The organism is Thiorhodococcus minor (genome assembly GCF_010820565.1).
Classification (GTDB): Bacteria; Pseudomonadota; Gammaproteobacteria; order Chromatiales; family Chromatiaceae; genus Thiorhodococcus; species Thiorhodococcus minor.
Genome location: NZ_JAAIJQ010000002.1, coordinates 67,283 through 88,946 on the forward strand (window position 1 = coordinate 67,283; position 21,664 = coordinate 88,946).

The 21,664-nt window shown below is 64.3% G+C and carries 22 protein-coding genes; 14 read left to right on the forward strand and 8 right to left on the reverse strand.

The window, feature by feature from the left end:
- Window positions 1-4 precede the first annotated feature (4 nt).
- A complete protein-coding gene (locus tag G3446_RS00935; protein WP_164450512.1) occupies window positions 5-1,432 on the reverse strand; it encodes a sigma-54 dependent transcriptional regulator in 1,428 nt (475 codons plus the stop codon).
- 851 nt (window positions 1,433-2,283) lie between these two features.
- Here G3446_RS00935 and G3446_RS00940 point away from each other — a divergent pair.
- From G3446_RS00940 to G3446_RS00970, 7 genes are all read left to right on the forward strand, one after another.
- Complete coding sequence (locus G3446_RS00940) at window positions 2,284-3,489, forward strand: toxic anion resistance protein (protein WP_164450513.1); 1,206 nt, start codon at window positions 2,284-2,286, stop codon at window positions 3,487-3,489.
- Window positions 3,490-3,639: 150 nt separating this feature from the next.
- Complete coding sequence (gene rpsP, locus G3446_RS00945; protein WP_164450514.1) at window positions 3,640-3,903, forward strand: 30S ribosomal protein S16; 264 nt, start codon at window positions 3,640-3,642, stop codon at window positions 3,901-3,903.
- 25 nt (window positions 3,904-3,928) lie between these two features.
- Window positions 3,929-4,438 (forward strand): ribosome maturation factor RimM, encoded by a 510-nt coding sequence (rimM, locus tag G3446_RS00950; protein ID WP_164450515.1) that lies wholly within the window; start codon window positions 3,929-3,931, stop codon window positions 4,436-4,438.
- 68 nt (window positions 4,439-4,506) lie between these two features.
- On the forward strand, window positions 4,507-5,256 hold the full coding sequence (trmD, locus tag G3446_RS00955; protein ID WP_164450516.1) for a tRNA (guanosine(37)-N1)-methyltransferase TrmD: 750 nt from the start codon (window positions 4,507-4,509) through the stop codon (window positions 5,254-5,256).
- 20 nt (window positions 5,257-5,276) lie between these two features.
- On the forward strand, window positions 5,277-5,621 hold the full coding sequence (rplS, locus tag G3446_RS00960) for a 50S ribosomal protein L19 (RefSeq protein WP_164450517.1): 345 nt from the start codon (window positions 5,277-5,279) through the stop codon (window positions 5,619-5,621).
- Window positions 5,622-5,679: 58 nt separating this feature from the next.
- Complete coding sequence (gene sbcB, locus G3446_RS00965; RefSeq protein WP_164450518.1) at window positions 5,680-7,119, forward strand: exodeoxyribonuclease I; 1,440 nt, start codon at window positions 5,680-5,682, stop codon at window positions 7,117-7,119.
- A 740-nt stretch (window positions 7,120-7,859) separates the two neighbouring features.
- Window positions 7,860-8,240 (forward strand): hypothetical protein, encoded by a 381-nt coding sequence (locus tag G3446_RS00970; protein ID WP_164450519.1) that lies wholly within the window; start codon window positions 7,860-7,862, stop codon window positions 8,238-8,240.
- 359 nt (window positions 8,241-8,599) lie between these two features.
- On the opposite strand, the gene tsaA is transcribed toward G3446_RS00970, so the two are convergent.
- The gene (gene tsaA / locus G3446_RS00975) at window positions 8,600-9,304 is read right to left on the reverse strand and encodes a tRNA (N6-threonylcarbamoyladenosine(37)-N6)-methyltransferase TrmO (protein ID WP_164450520.1); all 705 of its coding nucleotides are present in this window, start codon (window positions 9,302-9,304) and stop codon (window positions 8,600-8,602) included.
- A 138-nt stretch (window positions 9,305-9,442) separates the two neighbouring features.
- Here tsaA and G3446_RS00980 point away from each other — a divergent pair, with 138 nt between their 5' ends.
- Entirely contained in the window at window positions 9,443-10,207 is a 765-nt protein-coding gene (locus G3446_RS00980) for a putative metalloprotease CJM1_0395 family protein (protein WP_164450521.1), read from the forward strand.
- A gap of 231 nt (window positions 10,208-10,438) precedes the next feature.
- On the opposite strand, the gene G3446_RS00985 is transcribed toward G3446_RS00980, so the two are convergent.
- Window positions 10,439-10,642 (reverse strand): YjfB family protein, encoded by a 204-nt coding sequence (locus G3446_RS00985; RefSeq protein WP_164450522.1) that lies wholly within the window; start codon window positions 10,640-10,642, stop codon window positions 10,439-10,441.
- Between the two features lie 317 nt (window positions 10,643-10,959).
- Between G3446_RS00985 and G3446_RS00990 the strand changes: the two genes are divergently transcribed.
- From G3446_RS00990 to G3446_RS01010, 5 genes are all read left to right on the forward strand, one after another.
- A complete protein-coding gene (locus tag G3446_RS00990) occupies window positions 10,960-11,280 on the forward strand; it encodes a hypothetical protein (RefSeq protein WP_164450523.1) in 321 nt (106 codons plus the stop codon).
- Window positions 11,280-11,594: a PilZ domain-containing protein gene (locus tag G3446_RS00995; RefSeq protein ID WP_245232228.1), complete on the forward strand. Its 315-nt coding sequence runs from the start codon at window positions 11,280-11,282 to the stop codon at window positions 11,592-11,594. Before G3446_RS00990 ends, G3446_RS00995 begins: the two co-directional genes overlap by 1 nt.
- 158 nt (window positions 11,595-11,752) lie before the next feature.
- Window positions 11,753-12,754: a hypothetical protein gene (locus G3446_RS01000; RefSeq protein ID WP_164450524.1), complete on the forward strand. Its 1,002-nt coding sequence runs from the start codon at window positions 11,753-11,755 to the stop codon at window positions 12,752-12,754.
- Window positions 12,755-12,970: 216 nt separating this feature from the next.
- A complete protein-coding gene (locus G3446_RS01005; protein WP_164450525.1) occupies window positions 12,971-14,182 on the forward strand; it encodes an HDOD domain-containing protein in 1,212 nt (403 codons plus the stop codon).
- Window positions 14,183-14,589: 407 nt separating this feature from the next.
- Window positions 14,590-15,498 carry an HDOD domain-containing protein gene (locus G3446_RS01010; RefSeq protein ID WP_164450526.1) on the forward strand — a complete coding sequence of 303 codons (909 nt, stop codon included), beginning with the start codon at window positions 14,590-14,592 and terminating at the stop codon, window positions 15,496-15,498.
- 42 nt (window positions 15,499-15,540) lie between these two features.
- On the opposite strand, the gene G3446_RS01015 is transcribed toward G3446_RS01010, so the two are convergent.
- The 4 genes from G3446_RS01015 to motA all read right to left on the reverse strand — a co-directional run bounded on the left by G3446_RS01015 (window position 15,541) and on the right by motA (window position 19,518).
- The gene (locus tag G3446_RS01015) at window positions 15,541-16,326 is read right to left on the reverse strand and encodes an OmpA/MotB family protein (RefSeq protein ID WP_164450527.1); all 786 of its coding nucleotides are present in this window, start codon (window positions 16,324-16,326) and stop codon (window positions 15,541-15,543) included.
- Window positions 16,323-17,417 carry a hypothetical protein gene (locus tag G3446_RS01020; RefSeq protein WP_245232229.1) on the reverse strand — a complete coding sequence of 365 codons (1,095 nt, stop codon included), beginning with the start codon at window positions 17,415-17,417 and terminating at the stop codon, window positions 16,323-16,325. The genes G3446_RS01015 and G3446_RS01020 overlap by 4 nt, the downstream gene beginning before the upstream one ends.
- A 284-nt stretch (window positions 17,418-17,701) precedes the next feature.
- On the reverse strand, window positions 17,702-18,655 hold the full coding sequence (gene motB, locus G3446_RS01025) for a flagellar motor protein MotB (protein ID WP_164450528.1): 954 nt from the start codon (window positions 18,653-18,655) through the stop codon (window positions 17,702-17,704).
- An 8-nt stretch (window positions 18,656-18,663) separates the two neighbouring features.
- Window positions 18,664-19,518: a flagellar motor stator protein MotA gene (motA, locus tag G3446_RS01030; RefSeq protein ID WP_164450529.1), complete on the reverse strand. Its 855-nt coding sequence runs from the start codon at window positions 19,516-19,518 to the stop codon at window positions 18,664-18,666.
- Between the two features lie 187 nt (window positions 19,519-19,705).
- Here motA and G3446_RS01035 point away from each other — a divergent pair, with 187 nt between their 5' ends.
- Window positions 19,706-21,124 (forward strand): HDOD domain-containing protein, encoded by a 1,419-nt coding sequence (locus tag G3446_RS01035; protein WP_164450530.1) that lies wholly within the window; start codon window positions 19,706-19,708, stop codon window positions 21,122-21,124.
- Window positions 21,125-21,259: 135 nt separating this feature from the next.
- Here G3446_RS01035 and G3446_RS01040 read toward each other — a convergent pair whose 3' ends face one another.
- Window positions 21,260-21,529, reverse strand: a complete 270-nt coding sequence (locus G3446_RS01040; RefSeq protein ID WP_164450531.1) for a late competence development ComFB family protein — start codon at window positions 21,527-21,529, stop codon at window positions 21,260-21,262.
- Window positions 21,530-21,664 lie beyond the last annotated feature (135 nt).

Consider the following 21,664-nt stretch of genomic DNA (forward strand, 5'->3'; position numbering starts at 1 on the left):
GCGGCTAGTTGCTCGATTCGATCGCGCTGCGCTCGACACCGTGCTTCGCCATCAGGCGATATAGCGTCATCCGCGAGACGCCGAGATCCTGTGCCGTGCGCGTGATGTTGCAGGCGTTGCGCTCCAGGGCATACTCCAGGTTGCGTTTCTCGGATTCCTCGCGCGCACTCTTCAGGGTTCCGATGACATAGTGACCGGCGGATGCCCCGTTGTGCTTCTCCGGGGCATCCCTGCCGTGCCCGCCATGTGCGCCATACGGGCCTCTGGGATGGCCTTGGATCTTGAGGTCGCTGGCCTGAATGGTAAGCCCTTCACAGCTGAGCGCGGCCTGGAAGATCACGCTGCGCAGCTCGCGGACGTTGCCCGGCCAGGCATAGCTGAGCAGCGTGGCGAGTGCATCCTGACCGATCTTGAGCTGGCGGGTCCCGGCGTCTCGCGTGACCTCGTCGAGGAAATGCCGCGCGAGCAGCTCGATATCCTTGCCGCGCTCGCTCAATGCCGGGGTCTCGACCGTCAGAAAGGCCAAGCGATAGTAGAGGTCGGCCCGGAAGCGCTTGTTCTGGATCGCCCCCTCGAGGTCGACGTTGGTCGAGGCAAGGATGCGCACGTCGATATGCTTTCCGCGCGTGCTTCCGATGGGCGTGACGATCTTGTCCTCCAAGAAACGTAGCAGCGTCGCCTGGGACTCCATCGGCATGTCGCCGATCTCGTCGAGAAACAGCGTGCCCCCGGCCGCGCTCTGGATATAGCCGGACTTGCGGGCGTTGGCGCTGGTAAAGGATCCCTTTTCGTGGCCGAAGAGCTCTGACTGCAACAGCGATGGGGGGATCGCCGCGCAGTTGATGGCGACGTAGGGACCATCGGCTCGCTCGGAGTGATCGTGGATGGCGCGAGCCGCCAGCTCCTTGCCCGTGCCGGTCGGGCCGGTGATGAGCACTGACACGTCCGATTCGGCAGCGCGCTGGAGCATCCGGTAGAGATGGCGCATCTGGGGGCTTTCACCAACGAGGCCGAAGCGGCTCGGGACCTTGATCTCCTGGTGGTGAGCCAGCTCGCGCTCCAGCCGCGCCATCCCATAGGCGTGGCCCAGGACGGTGGTCAGTCGCTCTCCCTCAAGGGGATAGACGTGGAAGTCGTAGAGGTGCTCGGCGACGAAGTGCTTGATCTCACGCTCGCTAAGCATCTGCTCCGTCAGCGCGGCGATCCACTTAACCTGTGGTAGCTCGGCAACAGTTTGTTGCAGCTGGGCACTGAGCCGTGTATCCCGTGAGGTGGGGAACAGGACGACACCGACGAGGACCTTTCGCTCGTCAGCGAGCTTGGACGCCGTTTCGGGGCTTCGTGCATAGCACAGAGACCATCCGTTCTCGCTCAGGAAACGGGCGATGTCATCGGTTAAATCGTCTTTAGAAACAACAAGTAGCTCGCGCATGACGGATTAGGTCCCTGATGAGTCGGACGGCGGTCGCGTGATTGTCGGCTGGTGGTGAATAGCCGCTTCATCGATACGACTCTGGTCCCAACGGTGCCCTTTTCTTTGGCTCGGTGTATGGTTGAAGCATAACAACTCTGGGACAGGAATTGTCACCGCTGAGTGACGTTTCTGTTGTTTTCTTGTCCGGACTGTGAAGCTGGTACCAGGTAGGCGTCCCTTTGTGATGGAGTCGCCGTTTTGGTCTAGGGTGCGGTAGGGGTGCTCTTTATGGGCCCGAGGCCGCATCATGTCGTCGTGAGGGTCGGAGCTGAGTCAAATTCCGTGCCTTTGCAGAAAATTCTATTTATTCAAAGAGGTGTCTTTTTTTTTGGCTGTTTTCAAGTCGTGACAAGCAGTGCAGTCGACAAGGTGGCGGCGACTTCTGACATTCTCTGCGGGGTGGCTCGACGTGGTTACTGGTGGTCGTTCGTATCCCGGAAGGCCGCTGGCTTGGCTGCAATGCATACGAGAGTATGATTGCAAAAGAGGTAATGTGGCCGTTCGTCGGAAACGACTGGTGAGCAATGAGGGGGCTGTCTCCGTGGGGCCATGTGGATGTCGATAGCGGCGCTCTCTGTGCGTCCTCCCAAGCGTGTTCGAGCGGCCGGCGCGTCCTGGTATGTGCTGGCACGGCCGGCCTTTGTTCTAGGGTTGCGGATGGCCGTGCTCGAGCCCATGGATACCTCATAGTGGAGGCGGCGGCGCGGGGCTTTGGAGGTCTGCGGGGCGTCTCGGGTCTCGGGGCCTATCGTTTCGGCCATGCCCTGGGCGTCTGGGGGCGATGCCGATTGGCGCGGAGTTGATTCTTTATGACGAATCGCGAGCTCGACGGCTCGAGCATAACGGGCTCGGGCGTGGGTGATGCGGCGCGGGCCTCCGAGTGGCATCCCTTTTCAGATGACGATTCGGGGGCGCTGGCGGCCGCCTCGCTGGCGCCCGAGATTGAGGTGTCCTCGCCAGCCGCATCCGAGGAGGAAGTCAAGCGGCTATTGAGCGAGCTGGATCTCTCCGATACGCACTCCGTGCTTCACTTCGGCGCCCGCGCGCAGGAGCGATTGACGGAGATCTCCGATCGGATGCTCGAGGGCGTGCGCGCAAAAGACGTCGGGGCGGCCGGGGTGTCACTGGCTGAGATGATCACGACACTCAAAGGGCTGGATGTCGATGGCCTCGATCCGAGCCGGGGATCCGGGCTGCTCGGCCGACTGCTGGGGAGAGGGCGGCCCATCGTCCGTTTTCTGCGTCAGTACGAGGCGGTGCGCGACCAGATCGAAGCCATTTCTCGTGATCTAGAGCGCCACAAGACAGGCTTGTTGACGGATGTGGCGGCGCTGGATCGCCTCTATACGGCCAACCTGGAGTACTTCCGTGCCTTGGAGGGCTACATCGCCGCGGGTGAGGCGAAGCTGCGCGAGCTTGACGCGACATCGCTCCCCGTGCTGGCCGCCGAGGTCGAGGCGAGTCAGGACTTGCTGGGAGCGCAACGGCTGAGAGACCTGTGCACCGCCCGGGACGATCTCGAGCGCCGCGTGCACGACCTGAAGCTGACGCGTCAGGTAGCCATGCAGGCGCTACCGAGCATTCGGCTGGTGCAGCAGAACGACAAGAGCCTCATCGATAAAATCGGCTCGACGCTGCTCAATACCGTCCCCTTGTGGCGACAGCAGCTGGCGCGGGCCGTGACCATCTATCGCTCTGCGCGCGCGGCCGAGACCTTGTCGGCCGCGACTGACCTTACCAACGATCTCCTGCGCGCGAACGCCGAGAGCCTCAAGAACGCCAACGCGCAGGCGAGGCGGGAGGTGGAGCGCGGCGTCTTCGATATCGATGCGGTGGAACAGGCGAATCGGACTCTGATCGAAACGATCGAGGAGAGCCTGACGATCGCCGACCAGGGCCAGCGCGCGCGCGCGGCCGCAAGCCAGCAGCTCGGGCGCTTGGAGGCCGAGCTGAGGCGGGCACTGACCGCGGCGAGCGCGCGTGTGCGGGACGAGAACGCCGGATCGGACCACTGAGTCGAGCCTCTTGCTGAGTCGACGAGCCGCTGAGTCGCGCCATTGAGCTGAATTTGGTGCTTCCAATTCTCTTCAGATTCTGTATATTTGCGCGTTTACCTGCGGGGCGGTCCCGCATCGCCAGATTTCAGTCTTGAGCCAGGAAAGCACATGGTCACGATTCGCTTGTCTCGGGGTGGTTCGAAGAAGAACCCCTTCTATCAGATCGTCGTCGCCGATATTCGCTCGAAGCGGGATGGCCGCTATATCGAGCGGCTCGGTTTCTTCAACCCGAACGCCAAGGGTGGCGAGGTCGGGCTGCGCGTGGATAGCGAGCGCGCTAGCTACTGGGTCAGCAAGGGCGCGCAGCCGACCGATCGCGCGAAGCAGTTGCTGAAGCAGGCTGCGCGCGAGGCGGCAGCAGTCGCTGCCTGAGACGGTATCGCGGCAACCTCCGGCGTTGAGCGGGCAGACCGAGTCGTCCCGAATCGTCCTGGGACGCATCTCCGGCGTCTACGGAATCAAGGGCTGGGTCAAGGTCTTCTCCGAGACGGATCCCCGCGAAGGCATACTGAGATACCAGCCTTGGCTGCTCGGACCTGATGCCGAGCCGTCGCGCGTGGCAGAGGGTAAGCGCCACGGCAAGGGCGTGATCGCTCGACTCGAGAAGTGCACGGATCGAGATCAAGCCACCGCGCTGGTCGGCCGCGAGATCGCCATCCGGAGAAGCCAGCTTCCGCCGCCACGTCCGGACGAATTCTACTGGATCGACTTGGAGGGATTGGACGTCGAGACCGGAGCAGGGACCGCACTCGGACGCATCAGTCACCTCTTCTCGACCGGCGTCAACGACGTCATGGTGGTGCAGGGGGATCGCGAGCGGCTCATCCCGTTCGACTGGGAGAATGTCGTGCGAGAGGTCGACTTCGAGCATCGACGGATCCGTGTGAGCTGGGATCCGGATTTCTGACCGCGATTGCGACCGAAGCGGCCTTCGCCTCGCGATTCGCCGATCCGGCTGGCCGTGGATAGAGAGCAATGCGGTTCGATGTCATCACGCTCTTTCCGGACAGCTTCCGCATCCTGACGGAGCAGGGTGTCATCGGGCGCGCGCTGGAGCGCGGTCTCGCCGAGCTGCACCTGTGGAGTCCTCGCGACTACACCACTGACGTCCATCGCACCGTGGATGATCGGCCCTACGGCGGTGGGCCGGGAATGGTGATGAAGGTCCAGCCGCTGCGCGATGCCATCCTGGCCGCGCGGGCCAGTGCCCCGGAAAGCAAGGTGGCCTACTTGTCGCCGCAGGGACGGGTGCTCGACCAGACCGCAATGGTCGATATTTCACGCACGCCTGGGTGGATCCTCGTCGCTGGACGGTACGAGGGCGTCGACGAGCGGCTGCTCGATGCCTACGCCGACGATGAATGGTCGATCGGCGACTATGTCTTGAGCGGCGGAGAGCTGCCCTGCATGGTGGTGTTGGATGCCGTCATCCGTCTGCTGCCCGGGGCGCTCGGTCATGCAGAGTCCGCAATGCAGGATTCGCACATGAGTGGGCTCTTGGATTGCCCGCATTACACGCGGCCTGAGGAGATCGAAGGCCGTAGGGTGCCGCCCGTGCTGACAAGCGGCGATCACGCCGCCATCGCGCGCTGGCGGCTCGCGCAGGCGCTGGGACGGACCTGGCTGCGCCGACCGGATTTACTCGAGCGCCGCGGTCTCGACGACAGCGAGCGGGCGCTGTTAGACGAATTTTTGCTGGCCCATCGTCACGGTGGCGCCGGGTGAGAACAGGAGCCAAGGAAACCATGAGCAACATCATTCAGCAGCTCGAGCAAGAGCAAATGAACCGTGAAGTCCCTGACTTCGCCCCCGGCGACACCGTTGTCGTCCAGGTCAAGGTGAAGGAGGGCAGCCGCGAGCGTCTGCAGGCGTTCGAGGGCGTGGTGATCGCCATCCGCAACCGGGGTCTGAACTCCGCCTTCACGGTCCGCAAGATCTCGCACGGCGAAGGCGTGGAGCGTGTCTTCCAGACCTACAGCCCGGCCGTGGCCGCCATCCAGGTCAAGCGCAAGGGCGACGTCCGCCGAGCCAAGCTCTACTATCTGCGCGGCCGGACAGGTAAGGCCGCTCGCATCAAGGAAAAGATCTAGACAGCTTCCGCGCGGCCGATCCTCGCATCGGCCCTTGGCTCGAGCGGCTGCCAAGCACGTGCCTCAGACCTTCTACTGGCACGACTACGAGACCTGGGGGGCGGATCCGCGCCGCGATCGCCCCTGCCAGTTCGCTGGGCTGCGCACCGATGCCGACCTCCAAGAGGTCGGTGATCCACTCCTTCTCTATTGCCGTCCGAGCTTGGATGTGCTGCCGCACCCTGATGCCTGTCTGATCACAGGGATCACGCCCCAGCTCGCGACGCGAGAGGGGGGCATCGAGGCCGACTTCGCCGCCGCCGTTCACGCCGAGCTCAGCCGACCCGGGACCTGTGGCGTCGGCTACAACAGCATGAGGTTCGACGACGAGGTCTCGCGCAACCTCTTCTACCGCAACTTCTTCGACCCCTACGCCCGAGAATGGCAGAACGGCAATTCGCGCTGGGACCTCATCGATGTGCTCAGGCTCGCACATGCCCTGCGGCCGCAAGGGATCGACTGGCCGACGCACGACGACGGCACGGCGTCGTTCAGGCTGGAGCACCTCACCGCAGCCAACGGGATCGAGCACGGGCAGGCACATGATGCGCTTGCCGACGTGCGCGCGACCATTGCGATGGCGCGACTGCTCAGGCGCGCGCAGCCCAAACTGTTCGACTATGCACTGACCCTGAGGGACAAATGGCGGGTCCGCGAGCTGCTCGAAAAGCGCCGCCCGCTCCTCCACGTGTCGGCGCGCTACCCGGCGGCGCTCGGCTGCATCGCGCCGGTCTTCCCGCTCGCTCCTCACCCGACCAATTCGAACGGAGTCATCTGCTTCGATCTGCGTGCCGATCCGGCGATGCTCCTCGAGCTAGGCGTCGATGAGATGCGCGAGCGGCTCTTCACCCCATCGGGCGAGCTGCCCGAAGGTATCGAGAGAATCCCGCTCAAGACGATCCATGTGAATCGTGCCCCAGTGCTTGCGCCGATGCCGACCTTGTCCTCCGAGGCCGCGGAGCGCTGGCGGATCCATCCGGACGCGGTGGCCAGGCATGCTCGCGCTATCCTGTCCAATGCCGAGCCGATTCGCGACCGGGTGCAGGCCGTCCACCAAGCCCCGCGTCCGCTCGTCGAGACGGATCCCGATCTGATGCTCTACTCCGGCGGTTTCTTCTCCGATCGGGATCGGCGCGCCATCGCAGCCGTGCGTCAGTCGGCCCCGAGCGATCTCGCCAGCTCCCCGCCAGCCTTCGAGGATCGACGTCTGCCGGAGATGCTGTTTCGCTATCGTGCCAGGAACTGGCCCGAGACCTTGACGTCCGAGGAGCGTGACGACTGGGATGCCTTCAGGCTGACCCGGTTGACCGAGCCTGGCGGCGGGGCGAGCATCCAATTGGACGCCTTCGAGGAGCGGCTCATGACCTTGGCCGAAGCCCATGCGGAAGATCCCGCTAAGCTGGCGATTCTTCGTGCCCTGCAGGAATGGGCCGAGGGGGCTCTCGACGTTAGCGACTGAGGTGGGGACAGGGGACAGGGTCTCTGGGGAGGCCGGGTGTCGCCGTTCGCGACTGTTCTACCTCGAGCGCATTGGCTTGGCTGCGAGCCTGAGGTTGAAGTTCCGGCGCGTTGATCCGACACTTTCGCGCCGGGTGATCGAGGCAACCAAGGAGCTGTCCATGTTTTGTTTTCCGATCTGGGTCTCTGGTGACGCAGCTGGAGCTGCGTCACCCGTGAGACGAAGCTCCGCTTCGCGAGTCTGAGGGTAAGTCCTGCTTTTGGCCTGGTGCAGGGGTCGGAAGCGCTCGGCGTCGTGAAGCAGCGCTTCGTCGCCGAGGTCACGAAGCAGGAGCTTCGTGACCAGAACAGCGGGAGGCAGTTGACGGACACTTCCCAAGAGTTGACGAGCCTGGGCGAGACCTCTAGCGAGACGTTTGGGCTCCATGATCCGTCACGTCCAAATGCGATGCTGACTCGATCCCGCTTCTGCGATGAGTCAGATGCGCGTCGGGCAGGTGCGATCTTGCGACTCCCGCATTTGCAACGACTGACTGTCGTCTAAGACGTCGAGCCATTCTTGCGCCGCGAGCGAGGCGCAACGACTCAGTGCCTCAAAAACGACTCGGCGCTTCAACAATGCGAGCGAAAACGAGGATTTTCCGCATGCGCTTTTCCCGAGCCCTTTTCTTCGCTTCGATGGCTGTTGGACTCCTTGCCTGCGGTGGGGGCGGTACCTCATCGATAGCAAATTCCACTGCCTTGCCCGCCGTTGATACCCTTGCGGTCCAGCAGCTCCTGTCTCCCGATGAAAGGCTCGAGGTGCTGAGCTTTCCCACTGTTGGGCGCATGCGCCAGATCGGCGAGATCGCCGGCTATGCGAGTCCGGCCTATGCGGTCCCGGTTGCCTCCGGCCAGACGCTGGTGGTTGCATTGGATAGCCCCAGCAACAGTGCCTACTTCAATATCCACGACGCGGCCGACGCGACTGGCGCCGCCGTCTTTCGAGGCGAGGTCGAGGGACGCGAGGCCCGGATCAAGACGGAATCCGACGCCACCTATGTGATCCGTCCTTTTCAGCCGCGAGCCATGGCGCGACGGGACGAGGTAGCGCCCTATGCCCTGACGATTGAGCGCCAATGAGCGCGCCTACCGGCCCATCGAGGCGCGAGCGGTCGAAAGGTCGAGCCGGTAGGGCGGTCGTCGTCGAGCGGCCAGGGTTGCGGGGCGGGATCTGGCCGTCCTCCCATCAGGCCCTCGGGGAGGTCTATCCTGGTCCGCATACGTCGAGAATCGGCAAACAGGCTTGAGCCTAAGAAGAGCTGTCAGCCACCAGCAGCCAGCTCAAAGCTTTGTTTTGGGGCTGCTTTCAGGTCTTCTCTGACTCAGCCAACGGATGAGCGGCTGGTCGGCCGAAAAAATCCGGCAACTGTATGATTTTCCTCTGCTGGGGGGGTGGCTGGAAGCTGACTGCTCCATCTAGGCGGAGAAGCCCGCTGTCTCTAATCAGTCTCGACACGCGTCACCTCGATCCTCCCATCCTTCAATCGCCATCGAATGTTCAGCTCGTAAAGGCTGAGTCCAAAGTCCGTTCGCTGTGGATAGCGGTCCATGTATCCGGGTCTCGGATCCTGGGCTAGGACCTGCTTTATCAGCTCCACCAGGCCGCGCTCGCCCGCGGGATCCAAGGCGCGCAGCCTTTGCATCGCCGCTGCCGAGAATTCGACGTCGACTCCAGTCATCTCTGGCGGCGTGGCGAATCCGGACGCGGCCTGTGGCAGCGCATCCGCATAGGGGACATAGGGTTTGATATCCAGCACTGGCGTGCCGTCGAGCATGTCCATGCCGCGAATTCGCAGCGACAATCCGCGCTTGCCGTCGATGAGGCCAAGATGCTCCACGGCCGAGATGCCAATCGGATTCGGGCGATAGGGCGCTCGGCTCGCGAATACCCCGACAGACTCACGTCCGCCCAGGCGCGGCGGTCTGACGGTCGGCCGCCAGCCGGCGGTGACACAGTCCTGGTGGAACAGAAAGATCACCCAAACGTGCGAGAAGCCTTCGAGTCCCTTGAAGGCCTCCCGTCGTGCGTAGGGCGGAAAGAGCTCGATCCTGCCTTCGGCGGCCGTTACTAACCCGGGCTGCCGCGGAATGCCGAACTTGTCCGTGTAGGGTGAGCGAAGGATTCCGATGGGCTCGAATCTCATGGCGTGGGATTATCGCGGCGCAGCCGTGCTTGGGCCAGCGATGGCTTTGTGTCGCGGTTCACAAAGTAGGCGTCCAGATCGACTTGACCAATTCCCAAGAGCTAGACTTGCAGCCAGGAAAGTTGGGACGGCCGCCCAATGCAGATCCACTCCACAATCAGCAGTGCTCCCTACCCGCCCATGCGCGCAGATGGCGCGCAGGGTCGCGTTGGCGCCTCCGTCGCCGAGGAGCCCTCCGAAGGGGCTGCGCTCGATCCCGCGAGCGCGCCTGCCGGGGAGGACGGTGAGCAGGAAGACAGCAAAAGGGTCGGCTCCGCCTCCGCCTCCGAGTCGGCCTCGACTGAGCAGGAGCTTAGCCAGGACGAGCAGCGCGAGGTCGAGCTACTGAAGCAGCGTGACGCGGAGGTGCGTGCGCACGAGCAGGCGCATGTCGCGGCCGGCGGTCAATATGTCACCAGCGCGCCCAGCTATAGCTACCAAGTCGGTCCTGACGGCAAACGCTACGCCATTGGGGGCGAGGTCGGAATCGACACCTCCATGGGCTCGGGCGATCCGGCGGCCAACCTCGAAAAGGCGCGTACCCTGCTGCGCGCCGCACTCGCCCCGGCCGAGCCTTCCACGCAAGACCGTCGGGTGGCCGCGGATGCGCGCGCCATGGAGATCGAAGCCCAGCGCCAGCTCGCGGAGCTGCAGCAGGCGGAGTCTGAGGCGGACATGGCCGATCTTGGTCTCGACGACGCTCAGGCCGCGGAATCGGACGGGGAAGCGGCGAGCGACGCGGAGCAGGCGGAGGCTGGGGTGACGCCCCTCGGAAGTCTCGGGGGAGGGCAGGCGCGACTGGAGCGTCGAATCGGCCAGCTCTTCGCGGAGCCGGCGGAGGGGGCGCTACGCGCGGTGGCCTAAGCGGGAAGGTGGTCCAAGGGGAGGCGATTCGCGACAGCGCCCGCGGATTCTGCTCGACGCTCTGATGGGGCGCGCTGATTGAAGGCCTGCGGTCCGCCAGCGCGACGCGCTACCATCTAGGCTTCATCCGGCCCTCTGCGGGCAGCCTGCCTGAGGGAGCGCCCGTCGCTCGAGCCGCCTCGGTATCCTTTGACCTCTCGAGCGGCCTTTGCCGCTCGCGTCCAAACGGCGCTATGCCGTCACATTGATGTTCCGGCCGACGTTCTCCGGCAGTGCTTCCGTGACTTCCGTGACGCCTTGAATCATCTCCGTGGCCATCTCGGCTTGGGTATCCAGCGCCTTGTTGAGCATGGCGACACCAACCTGGGTAGCAGCTTGATTGCCTGCCGACGCGTTGGCGTAGCTTGCGAGTCCGGTGGTCGATGCAACGTCCATCAGGGTCTCCGTTGGCGCGCTCGGGCGCAGCGCGCCTGAGCGAATGGCGGCTAGCCGAAGACTGTCCCTCGACTAGCGATGCGAGGATCTGGCACCGTTCGAGCCTAGGCTCGCGACGCTGGCGGGCTTGCGCTAGAAGCCTTCTCGCACCTTCTCACCAAGTCTAGCGGCTCGCGGGCACTCTTGAATGCCAAGTCCCTCACAGTTCTGCTCGCCCCTCCAGGAGAGGATTGACCTTCAGCTCGAGCGCAGAGGCGTCGCTCAAGTTCGCTGTGCGCGGGCCGTTACAAGCAGCAATTCACCGAGGAGACGAGTCGATGCAGATCAATCGGGATATTTCCAAGGTCGACGCCGTACAAGCTTCCGATGCACCAAGGCGACTGACGTTCGGCGGTCTGATGACCGGCTTCCTGCCTGCGTTTCGGCACCTCGAAACCGGCGAAGTGCGGCTATGCCGGATGAAGGATGGCCAGATCGCGCGCGAGCATCTTCTCGATGGCCTGCCGAGTCACTGGGTCATCGATCGCGATCCCAAGGGGCGTGCATCAGAGCTGGTCTACGCGGTCGAGCCTGGCTTCATGCGCGGCAGTGAATTCTGGACATTGGCGGACTTCAGCCACCCCCTGCTGGATGGCTGATGCTCGCCCAAAGTCAGATGACGAATTTCGACTCGGATCGGAGGCAGCACCCACGCCTCCCCATGGAGGTGGAGGTGGAGCTGCATGAAGCGGGGGAGCCCGTGCGCATTGCCCACACCGGAGACCTGAGTCAGGGTGGCGTGCTGCTGGTCCTGAACGGACACCCGAAGCCGGAGATCGGGACGCGGGTGCAGGTCCGCGTCTGTGGGCTCCTGGGAGGGGGCGAAGAGCCGCCTCTGGTGGAGGCTATCGTCGTGCGGGAGATCCAGGAGGGCGTCGCCGTCCAGTTCACGGGTGAGCTGGGGCTCGAGTGAGGCAGGAGCTGGTGCCGTTTCCGGACCCGGATGAGGCTGCCCGCCGAGCGCATGCGGAGTCGTCGTCCGAGCTGGCGCTCTTCGGTGTCGGTGCATTCGATTCCGCGAGAGCCTCGTGCTGAGGCGATCGAGGTCACGGGATCCGCAGAGGTGAAATCATGCTAACTCCCACTCTCGTCAGCGGTCTGCCCTCCAGCGAAGCCATCTCGCGCCTGGACCGACATCCGGCCACCCAGGATCGACAGCGCCCGCCAGCATCGGGAGCTGAGGGCAGTCTCCCGGCTTCGAGCGGCGAAGTCGTCGATCTGACCGAGGATATCGCACGTCGGGTGGAGCAGGACCTCGACTACCAGATCCTCAGGAAGACCTTCGCCCTCGACCAAGCGGCGGTCGCTTCGGGGACGCGGCATCCCGAGGGCGAGTCGATGGAGGAAGTCAGGGCGGGGGCGGCGTCATTGCAGCTCGATGCGTCGCGCGGCGCGGCGGTCGCAGTGGAGGGGAAGTTTGATGCCGAGCTCAGTCTGTCGTGGGAGTGGTCCGCCAGCCTGGAGATGGGCTTCTCGCTTGGGGTCGGTGACTCTGAGCTGGACTCCAGTCGCAGCAGGATCGAGCAAGCGCGCGTCGCGCTCGACTTCAGCATTGGGGAGGCAGCCGAGGTACAGCTGGGCGACCCACTCGTGCTGGATCTAGGGGGCGGGGGGATCCAAACGACCGGCTTCGACGACGGGGTCGCCTTCGATCTGGACGGCGACGGACGGCTCGATCAGATGAGCAGTGTCGCTGGCGACACTTGGCTGCTGGCGCTCGATCGGAGCGAGAACGGTCGCATCGACGATGGCACCGAGCTGTTCGGGGACCAGACTGGCGCAGCCAACGGCTTCGATGCACTCGCCCGGCATGACGGCAATGGCGATGGGCGCATCGACGCAAGCGATGGCGTGTTCAGCCAGCTGCGGCTCCTCCAGATCCGAGACGATGGCACTCAAGTGACGCAGACCCTGACCGATGCCAAGGTGGTCTCCATCGAGCTGGGCTATCAGAGCACCCGCAAGGCCTTGGACGTCTACGATCAAGTTGCCCAGACCTCGAGCTTCACGCGTGAGGACGGGACCCGGGGCGAAGCCGCGGACGTCCTGCTCGCGCACCGTCGCGGGGGCTGAGCGGCGCCGACCGGGGTCAAGCGCGCTCCACTGCGGGGCTCCTAGGATGTCGGCTCGTTCACAGAGCTGAGATTTCCCCGACCTGCCGAGATCAAGCCTTGTGGGCCTTGCTGCTAGACTAGAGGACAGTCACCGACGGCCCGACTGCATCAAGGAGGCGATGTCGTCGGGCATCATCCAATATCGTCTAGTGCCCAATGACCAAGGACGCCAAGCATGCAGCAAACATCCGACGAGATCGCGTTGCTCGCTGAGCTCGAGCTCACACGAGATCTGCCTGAAGACACGCGCAAGGCGCTTGCCGCCAAGTGTCGTTTTCAAGAGGTCGGGGCCAAGAAGCGGGTCAAGGTCGCCGGTCTGAACGGTGATCGCGTCTTCTTGGTGGATGGCCATGCCGTGCGTCTCTCGCATGGCGTGGCTGAGCGCCTCCAGGCGTTCCAGGGCCTCAGCGAGCCCGAGGATCTTTGCGGCGACGCCCCTGACGCGGAGGACTGTTTCGTTACCGAGACTCCATGCATCGTTTTTCGCATCCCGGGGGCCGAGCTGGAGCGGCTGCTGTCGAGCGGCGTGCAGGTGGACGACATGGATCTCGACCCCAAGGAGGGCGAGTTCCTCTCCGAGATCTATCATCTCATCAGCAACAACACCCTGGTGCTGCCGGCGCGGCCGGAGGTCGCGCTCAAGATCCAGGAGATGACCAACGACCCGGAGGCGGGAATCGCCGAGCTGACGGAGATCATCCAGTCCGATGGTACCATTGCTGGCGCCCTGCTCCATGCGACCAACAGCCCCTTGTTTCGTGCAGCCAAGGAGATCAAGTCGATTCGTGAGGCAGTGGTCCGTCTGGGCTTTCGCAATACGCGCATGCTGGCCGTCAACTTGGCGCTGCGCCAGAGCTTTCTCGCCAAGAACGCGGTGACCAAGGAGGCCATGGAGGTCGTCTGGACGGATAGCGTCCTGACCTCGGCCTACAGCTATGTCATCGCGGACCACCTCAAGATACTGGATCGCGATCGCGCCCTCTTGGCGGGCTTGGTGGCTGGCATCGGCGCCGTTCCCATCATCCAGTTCGTCGAGCTGCGCGAGCACCAGCCGAAGATGCAGACGATTCAGTCACTGCTCGGCAAGCTCAGCAGTATTACCGGGGTACTGGTGATCAACTACTGGGGGCTCGGAGACGACTTGGTCGCGGTTGGGGAGAATTTCGACAACTGGTCCTATGAGGCTGAGACGCCCGACTACACCAGCGTCACCATCGTTGGGCGCTGGGCCGCACTGCAGAGCGAGGGGGCGCAGCATCCGAGTGCTGCCGAAGTGCCCGCCTTCCGTGTCCTCGGCTTGGTGCCGCCACAGCCTGGGGACTCGATTGCCGAGCTCGAATCGAGCGGCAAGACGCTGGAATCCCTCAAGTCGATGTTCAATCTCTAGACGACTCACCACCTATCACTTTTCTTCAGACTTGCAGATGCGGTCGATTTTGCTGTCGAGCTGCAATGGCAAATCAACAACTTGACGCTCAACTCAAGCGAGAAACCGTACTCGCTTTGAAACTGATGGGTGGTGAGCTCTAGACGATGCCCAGCTTTCCGTAGTCGGGCCGAGGCGCTAGGCTGGGATTGGCAGGCATCTTCAGTTGCCGGAATCAAGGCGGCTTGCCAAGGATGCCTCGGAGCCGCAAGCTGGCGAGCGCGCCTGCTGGCGTTTGCCGCTAGGGCTACCGGGCCGCTGTGTCGATCGCAGGGCTGTCGGTCGAACGGCAGTTGATTGAGCCGCCGTCGATCGGACGGCGTCAGGAAAGCTGGTCGGTCAGGGAAAATGACCCTAGGCAAAGGGCAATGGTCGATGGCTTGGCTGATTTGGAGCAAAGGCGCGTGTCGAAACCAACCTTGGATTCCCTGGTCAAGAGCACAGGTCGGCTCCTGGCGATTCCGCGCGTGGTCGGTGAGATCATGCGGCTCCTGGACGATCCCAACAGCAGCCAGGCTCAGCTTGCCAGGCTCCTAGCACAAGATCCGGCCTTGGTGGCCATCGTTCTCAGGCTCGCCAACAGCCCCGCCTTCGCCACGGCGCGCACCGTGGATTCCGTGGATCGCGCGATCATGCTGCTGGGCCGTGAGAATCTCCGCCGCTTGGTGATTGCGGGCGCCCTGACGCAGGCCTCGGGGAAGCTGCCCACTCAGGAGATGCTTCCCCTAGAGCTGTTCTGGCGGCACTCCTCCTATTGCGGGGCCATCGCGCGACTGCTTGCGGAGGAGAAGTCTCCCTCGGACGCGGGCACGGTCTTCTTGGGCGGTCTGCTGCACGACCTCGGGCTCTTGATCCTCTTCACGCAGGAGCCGGAGGCGGCGCATCAGGCCTTCCTCAGCAGTCTCAGCGAGCCATCGACCCTCTCGCCCCAGGCGGCGGAGCGCTCTGAGCTGGGATTCGACCACGCCGAGCTCGGGGGAGCACTCGCCGAGCATTGGGGGCTCCCGCATAGCCTCTGCGCCTGCTTGCGTTTTCACCATGCACCGCTCGATGCGCCCGAGGATTTGAAGACGCCTGTCGCCCTGGTCCACGTGGCCAATACGCTTGCCCATCTCGCCGAGCTGGACTCGCGCGACCTCCAGGACGCCCCGCCCGTCGAGCCTCAGATCCTGGACTGGCTTGGCGTTCAGCCCGAGCTGCTCATGGACCTGATCGAGAAGGGGCAGCATCAGGTGCTTGCGGTGGAGTCCTTGAGGAATCCTGGGCTTGCCGACTGAGCTAGCCGATGGACCCCGTCCTTCGTCCGCCGGCTCAGGCCGTCAGCCCGCCGTCGTATCGGGCCGAGCGCCCGTGGCGCCGACTTCTGGCGGGGTCCCCAACCGATTGGCCGTGGTGTCCAGCTCGATCGGCTCCAAGAGCCTGGACTCGAAGTCCGTCAGCACGCTGAACTCGACGCGCCGGGATGCCTCCGCATCCTCTTCGCCACTCGCGTCGTAGACGAGGCGCGATGAGGAAAGTCCGACGGCGGCGACGCGGTCTCTGAACCAGGTCTCCTTCTCCAAGCCTTCCAGGTCGTAGGCGAATCTCAGCACCGCCTGAGTGCGCTGCTGGCTCAGCTCCATGTTGAGAAAGTAGGCCTGCAAGGGCCTGGTGTCGGTGCTCCACTCGCTGGAGGTGTGGCCCTCGATCCGGATCTCGCGAATGACGTCCTTGAAGGCACGCAGCTGGGCGAGGTAGCGCGGCAGGAAGTCGCGGAGAATGGCCTCGAACTCGGGCTTGATCCGCGCCGAGCTGCGGTCGAAGAGCACGTCTGGCTCGCGGAAGCGCAGGGTCAGGGTCGGCTCGACCAGCTCGGCCCGCCAACGCGGCAGATCGTCGCGGAACTCGTCCTCCAGTGCCTGGTAGATGGCTTGGCGGGACTCGGTGGCCGTCGTCCTGACCTCGGTCTCGACGAGGTGGGTGCGCTCCACCTGCGCCATGTGCAGCACCGCCAGAAAGAGAAAGACCATCATCAGGGTGGCCATGAGGTCCGAGACGACCAGCCAATGGCTGTCCTCCTCGGCTGGGGCGGCGGAGGCGCGCAGCGACGCGATCATGGGTTTCATGCCCGGGCCCTCGCGGGTGGATCATTGCGGGCATCGCCGAAGGCCCCCTCGACACCGTACTGCCCGAGCCGCTGCTGGGTGCTCAGGCCCGCAATCACGGCGTTCTCGATACTCTCCAACATGGCGCTGAGGCGCTGGTCGATGGCCGGGAAGGCCTCCTTGGCCCGGTCGCGCAGCTCGGCGATGCTGCCCAGCACGGCCTCCAGCTCCATGGTCTCGCGCTTGAGCGCCTGCATGGCGGCCTCCTGATCCTCGACGTGGGTCGAGATCTGGCGTGCCTGCTGGGTCAGCGCCTGCAGACTGGTCTGTGCGCTGGAAACGCCCGCGATCGCCTGGTCGAGCTGCTCTCCCAGCCCCTCCATGTGTCTGCGGTAGTCGTCCTGCCACTGCAGGAGCTTTTCGACCGCGCCGTCAAGGCGGCGGAAGTTCTCCCCGAATTGCTCGCCGAGGTTGCTGTTGAAGTCATGGATCACGGACTCGAGCGCCGCGATGAGCTGACGCGAGCCCATCTCGCTGAGCTGCTCGGCAAAGCCCCGCATCTCTGCCAGATGGCTCTGGTGATGGCGGTCCAGGGTGTCGATCAGGCGCTCGTCCAGCTGGCCGAGACGATCGGACAGCTGCAGCGTGGCGGTTAGCTGAGCCTCAGCCACCTGGCCCTGCTGCGCGATAAGCGTCAAGAGATTGGCGTCGGCCGACGCATCGGCGGCTCGCTCCCCTGGCGCCGCCTCGGGCTGCTTGTCGTCGCGCCGCGTGACCAGCACCAGGCGCAGGGCCGCTGAGAGCAGGATCCCGACGATGCTAGTGGTGAACGCGAGCTTCAAGCCGTCGAGGAGCAGCGGAATGCTGTATTCGATGCGCGTGGAATCGAAATCCAGGAGACCGATCGCGATCCCCAGAAAGGTCCCGAGAATGCCGAGCGTCGTCAGCAGCGTCGGCGTGCTCTGGTAGAAGGCAGGCGCCCGCCGCAGGAAGATGGCGGTCAGCGCCACGGCGAAGAGCGTCAGCATGACGACCACGAAGATCCCCGTGACCATGGTGGAGTCCATACGCTCCAGCGTCGCGACGACGCCCAAGGCGATCGATTCGAACATGATGGGCCTTCCGTTCCGGTGATCCTCGACCCGCTTGCATCGGGCCATCCGATGCGCTTCTAAGCAGGAATCGGACCATGAGGCTAGTGCAAAGATCGGAGCCGGCGCGCTCGATGCCTTGCATGCCTGAGCGATAGCGGGCGTGGCCGTTGCGGGATGCGATCCAATGGGCGCGGAAACTGGGCGTCGCGTCAAGTTATCGACGGAAGCGAGCGCGATGATCGCGCTGCGGTGCTGCGGTGCTGCGGTGCTGCGGTGCTGGGGTGTGGGGCGGTGCTCGGCCGCTAGGGGAGATTGGGCGCGATGTCGGGGATTGGCGCGGGGGGCGGGGCCCGGCCGGTCAGGTCCTCGATGGCCTTGGTCTCCTGGTGAATGGCGTCGTCGGTCTCTCGGGTCATGACGATGACGCTGATGCGCCGGTTCACCGGGTTGCTCGGGTCCGCTGCGTCGAAGGGGGCCGTGGACGCAAGACCGACGACGCGACCGATCTTGTCCTCCTGCATGCCTCCGGCGACCAAGGCGCGGCGTGCCGCATTGGCGCGATCCGTGGAGAGCTCCCAGTTGCTGTAATTGAACCCAGCCAGCGGCGTCGCGTCTGTGTGACCTGTGATGCTGATGCGATTGGGCACCTGATTGATCAATGACCCGAGCTCGCGCAGGATGTCCGCGGTATAGGGCTTGAGCTGGGCGCTGCCCAGACCGAACATGGAGCGGTTCTCTTTGTCGACGATCTGAATCCGCAAGCCCTCGGGCGTGATGTCGATCAGCAGCTGGTCTTTATAGGGTGCGAAGGTCTCGCTGCGCTCGAGCGCCTGATTGAGGATCTGCGCGAGTCTCTGCAGACGGGCGGCATCCTGTGCACGGTCGATCTCCAGCCCGGCGGGCTTGGTGGAGCCGTCCGCGCCCGGCTCTTCGAAGGGCGGAGGTGGCACGCTTTCCTCTCCCATGCCGATGGCGCCCTCGAATTCGATGATCGACGGCTTGGAGCCGGTTCCCTCGCCCGTCAGCTCGGAGGGTGCCTGGCTCTGTCCGCTGAAGATCGATGGATTTTGAAAGTATTCCGAGATCGCCGCGCGCTGGGCCTCTGTGGTGGCGCCGAGGATCCAGAGGAGCAGGAAGAAGGCCATCATGGCAGTGGCGAAGTCGGCGAAGGCGATCTTCCAGGCACCGCCATTTTGGCCGCCGCGCTTGACGATGCGCTTGATGACGATGGGCTGTTTGGATTCGTCGAGCGACACGGCTGCCTCTAGCGCGTCTCGCGCAAGTGCTCCTCGAGCTCGACGAAGGTCGGCCGGATCTCCGGCGGCATGGCCTTCCGAGCGAACTCGACCGCGATCTGCGGGCTGTAGCCCTGGACGTTCGCCAGGATGCAGGCCTTGAGACAGCCCAAGAAGCGTGTCTCTTCCGCCGCGAGCCGGGCGAGCACGGTTGCGACGGGGCTGGTGAAGCCATAGGCGATGAGGATGCCGCTGAAGGTGCCCACCAGGGCCGCCGCAACCAGACCGCCGATCTCGTTGATAGGGCCGCCGAGGGCGGCCATGGTGTGCACGATCCCCAGCACGGCGGCCACGATGCCGAATGCCGGCAGGGCGTCGGCGACCCGCTGCACCGCGTGCGAGGCCTCTTCGGCGTCCTCGTGGTGGGCGGTCAGCTCGAGCTCCATCAGGTTGTCCAGCTCGAACGGATTCATATTGCCGGCGATCACCAGCCGCATGTAGTCGCAGATGAACTCGGCGGCGTGGCGATTCGCCCGGGTGCTCGGGTACTTTTCGAACAGGGCGCTGCTCTCGGGCTCCTCGATATCGGACTCGATGCCCATGAGTCCTTCTTTGCGTGCCTTATGGAAGAGCGCGTACATGAAGGCGAGCGCGTCCAGGTAGTGCGCCTTCTTGTACTTGGCGCCGGCGAGTATGGCGGGAGTGCTCTTGATGACGCGCAGCACTAGGCTCATCGGATTGGCGATGATGAAGGCGCCGGCCGCGGCGCCTAGAATGATCATCAGCTCATAGGGCTGCCACAGTGAGATGAGGTGTCCGCCTTGTAAGGCGAAGCCTCCAAGCACCCCGACCAGCACGATGATCGAGCCAATGATCAGATTCAAGCGATTGGCCCCCGTTCGCGGATTTGGCTGCCGATGCGATCCGCAATGCTCGGACGAGCGGTGTGGCGCTGCCTCGCATGCATTCCCGCTTCGGCCGATGATAACGGCAAAGCAGGCGCGGCGTCGGCCGATGAGGCAAAGTCGGGACAGCCGTCATGAAATCGATTCGCCGTGGAGGCACCGGACGATGGGAGAGCCTTGGCTCGCGCGTTTAACGACCAATGCCAGGCCGGATGAGCTTCCGGTGCTGTCGCAAACGGCATTCGCCCTGGCCGAGGTGCTTCGCGATGAGCAGGCCCCGCTGCGCCGTATCACCGATGTGGTGATGCGCGACCCAGCGCTGGCGCTGCATCTGCTGCAGCGCGCGAATTCGGTTCCGCGTCGCCACTCGAGCTTCGAGCTCAGCTCTCTGGAGGAGGCGGCTCAGATGCTCGGGCTCCAGACCCTGGCGAGGCTGGCTAGCGAAGCCCCGTCGGAGCACAGTCTCGCCGACGGGCCGCGCATCCAGGCCTATCGGCAGACCGGGGGGCGCGCGGTCCTGTCCGCGCTGCTGGCCCGGGATTGGGCCGAGCTGGATCGAGATCGCTTCCCGTCCGAGATCAGCCTCGCCGCACTGCTCAACAACCTGGGCGAGCGCTACCTGATCGCCCATGGCGATGCCCGCATGGGGCGCTATCTCGACATGGCGGAGCGCAGCAGCGCCTTCCCCCACGAGGTCGAGTACGTGACGCTCGGCGAGAGTCTGGAGACCATCGGCTACCGCCTCGCCAGGCTTTGGGGGCTGCCCTTACTGATCCGCGAGGCGATGCGCGCGCGCAACGCCCAGCACCCGCGGACGCTTTGCGTGATGCTGGCCACGCAGATTGCCAGATACGCCTGCGCTGGCTGGCACAATCCCATGCAGGGCAAGGACCTTCGGCTGGTGGCGCGTCTATTGGACTTGGACGTCGCGGCGCTGCGAGACCGGATCAATCGCGTGCTCGACGACTTCAACCAGAGTGCGCCAGGCTATGCGCTAGATCCGCTCGCTCCCTTGGGCATGGAGGCCGGCGAGGCCGCACCAGCGAGCGAGAGTCTCTTCTGTCTCGCGCCGCGGGCGGATGACCATGCACGAGCCGAGCGGGATCTCCGTGACAGGCTCCATGAGGACCGCGAAACTGTGTTTGCCGCCTTGCTCCGGGGGCTGCATCGCGGGCTCGGCCTGAACCGCGGCGTCGTCGCCCTTCAGGATTCCAGGCGCGATGCCTTGGTTGCCGAGTACCTGGTCGGCACGGACTTCGAGCCAGGCTTCAACCGCTTCATGCTGCCGATGTCCGAAGCCGGGCTCTTCGCAGCCTTGTTGGAGCAAGCCGAGGGCATTTGGGCGTGTGACGACAACGCGTCCACATGCGATTGCCAAGTGCCCCAGACAGTGCGCGAGCTGACGGGGGCGGACAGTTTCTTCGCCTGTCCCTTGCGGGTCGGCGGTCGGCCCTTGGGGGTGGTCTACGCCGATCGCAGGGGCGCCGCCTGCGGGCTGGACCCCCGCAGCTTCCAACGCTTTCTGCACTTGGTCCGTCTCGCCGAGCTCAGCCTCGAGCGGCTCGGGGAGAAGGTCCTGAGCTGAGCCGGGTGCGAGCCATTCAGTCAGCGCCGGAGGCCTGATCCTGAGGTTTCACGAACAGCGCGGTCTACAATCCCTACTGCCCACTGCCCACTGCCCACTGCCCACTGCCCACTGCCCACTGCCCACTGCCCGGGCCTAGCGCCCGTCAGCGCGGCGTGAGATGGTTTCGATCGCCTTGCCGACGGCGTCCGCCGCTTCGGCGCGCAGTGCCGCATGGGATTCGTCGTCGAGGTGCGAGGCAAAATCCACGGCGTGGCGGACGTACTTGGGTGGCAGGCTGTTCAGCGCGATACAGGCCAGATCGTCGGCATAGTCGGGATCGGAAGCGAGCGCGCCATCCTCCAAGATCTCTCGGATGCACTCCATGACAAGGCGCTCGTAGACGTTCTCGATACTTGCGAGCATGCTCTCACCTCACGTGTCGTGTTAGCTTCGATTTCGAGCATAATAGACCGATATCCTATCTAAGACCGGTGTTTTCGGGCTCAGTCCGGTCCATGGCTGCGCGCGCGAGCCTGCGCCCACTGGGTGCAGATGTGC

Excerpts from the sequence above, each read along its gene's own strand:
- G3446_RS00935 (WP_164450512.1), bottom strand. The coding sequence starts at position 1,432 with ATGCGCGAGCTACTTGTTGTTTCTAAAGACGATTTAACCGATGACATC.
- G3446_RS00940 (WP_164450513.1), top strand. The coding sequence starts at position 2,284 with ATGACGAATCGCGAGCTCGACGGCTCGAGCATAACGGGCTCGGGCGTG.
- rpsP (WP_164450514.1), top strand. The coding sequence starts at position 3,640 with ATGGTCACGATTCGCTTGTCTCGGGGTGGTTCGAAGAAGAACCCCTTC.
- trmD (WP_164450516.1), top strand. The coding sequence starts at position 4,507 with ATGCGGTTCGATGTCATCACGCTCTTTCCGGACAGCTTCCGCATCCTG.
- rplS (WP_164450517.1), top strand. The coding sequence starts at position 5,277 with ATGAGCAACATCATTCAGCAGCTCGAGCAAGAGCAAATGAACCGTGAA.
- tsaA (WP_164450520.1), bottom strand. The coding sequence starts at position 9,304 with ATGAGATTCGAGCCCATCGGAATCCTTCGCTCACCCTACACGGACAAG.
- G3446_RS00980 (WP_164450521.1), top strand. The coding sequence starts at position 9,443 with ATGCAGATCCACTCCACAATCAGCAGTGCTCCCTACCCGCCCATGCGC.
- G3446_RS00985 (WP_164450522.1), bottom strand. The coding sequence starts at position 10,642 with ATGGACGTTGCATCGACCACCGGACTCGCAAGCTACGCCAACGCGTCG.
- G3446_RS00990 (WP_164450523.1), top strand. The coding sequence starts at position 10,960 with ATGCAGATCAATCGGGATATTTCCAAGGTCGACGCCGTACAAGCTTCC.
- G3446_RS00995 (WP_245232228.1), top strand. The coding sequence starts at position 11,280 with ATGCTCGCCCAAAGTCAGATGACGAATTTCGACTCGGATCGGAGGCAG.
- G3446_RS01000 (WP_164450524.1), top strand. The coding sequence starts at position 11,753 with ATGCTAACTCCCACTCTCGTCAGCGGTCTGCCCTCCAGCGAAGCCATC.
- G3446_RS01005 (WP_164450525.1), top strand. The coding sequence starts at position 12,971 with ATGCAGCAAACATCCGACGAGATCGCGTTGCTCGCTGAGCTCGAGCTC.
- G3446_RS01010 (WP_164450526.1), top strand. The coding sequence starts at position 14,590 with ATGGTCGATGGCTTGGCTGATTTGGAGCAAAGGCGCGTGTCGAAACCA.
- G3446_RS01015 (WP_164450527.1), bottom strand. The coding sequence starts at position 16,326 with ATGAAACCCATGATCGCGTCGCTGCGCGCCTCCGCCGCCCCAGCCGAG.
- G3446_RS01020 (WP_245232229.1), bottom strand. The coding sequence starts at position 17,417 with ATGTTCGAATCGATCGCCTTGGGCGTCGTCGCGACGCTGGAGCGTATG.
- G3446_RS01035 (WP_164450530.1), top strand. The coding sequence starts at position 19,706 with ATGGGAGAGCCTTGGCTCGCGCGTTTAACGACCAATGCCAGGCCGGAT.
- G3446_RS01040 (WP_164450531.1), bottom strand. The coding sequence starts at position 21,529 with ATGCTCGCAAGTATCGAGAACGTCTACGAGCGCCTTGTCATGGAGTGC.